Here is a 1,880-nt window from a genome sequence, read left to right as displayed (position 1 = left end):
ACGGCCGTCCGTGCCGTGCGCGCCGCCGTGTCCGCCCGGCACGGGCTGCGGCTCGCGGAGGTGCTGCTCGTGCCGCCCGGAGCGGTGCCCCGCACCTCCAGCGGCAAGGTCTCCCGCACCCTGACGCGCGCCCGCTACCTCGACGGCACCTACGACCGCGCCCCGCGAGGCACCGCGTGAACCCGGACCCGGCCGGCCGCGTCGAACTGCGGCGCCTGGTCGTCGAACGCATCGCCCACTGGTCCGGTCTCCCCGGCACCGACATCACCGGCGACCGGCCGCTCGCGGAACTCGGCATGGCCTCCCGCGACGCGGTCGCCGTCGCCGCCGAACTGGCCCGCGCCCTGGGCCGCGAACTGCCGGCCACTCTGTGGTGGGAGACACCGACGGTGGACGCGCTCGTCGCGCTGCTGGAGGAACCCGACGCGACCCCTTCCGGCGCCGCCGATTCCGTCTCCGCCGACGAGGAACCCCTCGCCGTCATCGGCGTCGGCTGCCGCCTCCCCGGCGGCGTCCGGGGCCCCGACGACTACTGGCGGCTCCTCATGGACGGCACCGACGCCATCGTCCCCGCCTCCGAAGGCCGCCTGCGCGACTTCGGGCCCCGGGTGCCGCCGGAGGCCAACCTCCTCGGCGGCTACCTCGACGACACCACCCTCACCGGCTTCGACTCCGCCTACTTCCGCGTCTCACCCCGCGAGGCCGACGCGATGGACCCGCAGCAGCGCCTCCTCCTGGAGGTCACCCAGGAGGCCCTCGACCACGCCGCCCTCCCCGCCGCCTGTCTCGCGGGCACCGCCACCGGCGTCTACGTCGGGATCTCCGCCCAGGACTACGGCCGCTTCACCGGCGCCGACCCGACGACCGTCGACCCCTGGGCGCCCACCGGAGCCGCCCCCTCGGTCGCGGCGGGCCGCATCAGCCACCTCTACGACCTGCGCGGCCCCAGCATGGCCGTCGACACCGCCTGCTCCTCCTCCCTCGTCGCCCTCCACCAGGCATGTTCGGCCCTGCGCGGCGGCGACTGCGACACCGCGCTCGTCGCCGGGGTGAACGTCCTGCTGTCGCCCGCCGTCACCGTCGCCTTCGGCCGCGCCGGAGCGCTGGCGCCCGACGGCCGCTGCAAGCCGTTCTCCCGGGCCGCCGACGGCATCGGCCGCGCGGAGGGGTGCGCGGTCGCCGTCCTGAAACGGCTCGGGGACGCGATGCGCGACGGGGACCGGATCCTCGCCGTCGTCGTCGCCACGGCCGTCAACTCCGACGGCCGTTCCAACGGGCTGACGGCGCCGAGCCCGGCCGCCCAGCGGGCCCTGCTGGAGACGGCCTACGCACGGGCGGGCCTGGACCCCGCGACCGTGGACCACGTCGAGGCGCACGGCACCGGCACACCGCTCGGCGACCCCATCGAGGCCGGTGCGCTGGCCGCCGTCCTGGGCCGCGCCCGCCACCCTGACCAGCCGCTGCTGCTCGGCTCCGTGAAGAGCAACCTCGGGCATCTGGAGGCGGCGGCCGGAGTGGCGGGGCTCGTCAAGACCGTCCTCGCCCTGCACCACGGCGTCATCCCCGGCTCGCTGCACTGCGAGCGGCCCGCGCTGGACGAGGGATGCCTGCGGGTGGTCACCGAAGCGGAACCCTGGCCCCGCTACACCGGGACCGCGACCGCCGGGGTCTCCGCGTTCGGGTTCGGCGGCACCAACGCGCACGCCGTCCTGCGGGAGTGGACGCCCGCCGGGCCCGGTCTTCCGGGCCAGGGCGACGCCGCGAGCCTCGTGCAGCTCAGCGACGCCGACCGGGAACGGGTCCGGCGCAACGCCCTGCTGCTCGCCGACTGGCTGGAGACACCCGGCGGACGCGCGGCACGGCTCCCCGACGTCGCCCGC

The 1,880-nt window shown here is 76.6% G+C and carries 2 protein-coding genes; both read left to right on the top strand.

The annotated features are described in order from the left end of the window. On the top strand, positions 1–180 hold a 180-nt coding region (locus tag ACVNF4_RS35505), incomplete at its 5' end, for a hypothetical protein (RefSeq protein ID WP_461806960.1). Then, the coding region (locus ACVNF4_RS35500; RefSeq protein ID WP_461806959.1) for a beta-ketoacyl synthase N-terminal-like domain-containing protein at positions 177–1,880 on the top strand (1,704 nt) is incomplete at its 3' end. The genes ACVNF4_RS35505 and ACVNF4_RS35500, both read left to right, overlap by 4 nt.

This window comes from Streptomyces sp. S6 (genome assembly GCF_054880855.1).
This window is presented reverse-complemented; position numbering and strand designations above follow the sequence as displayed.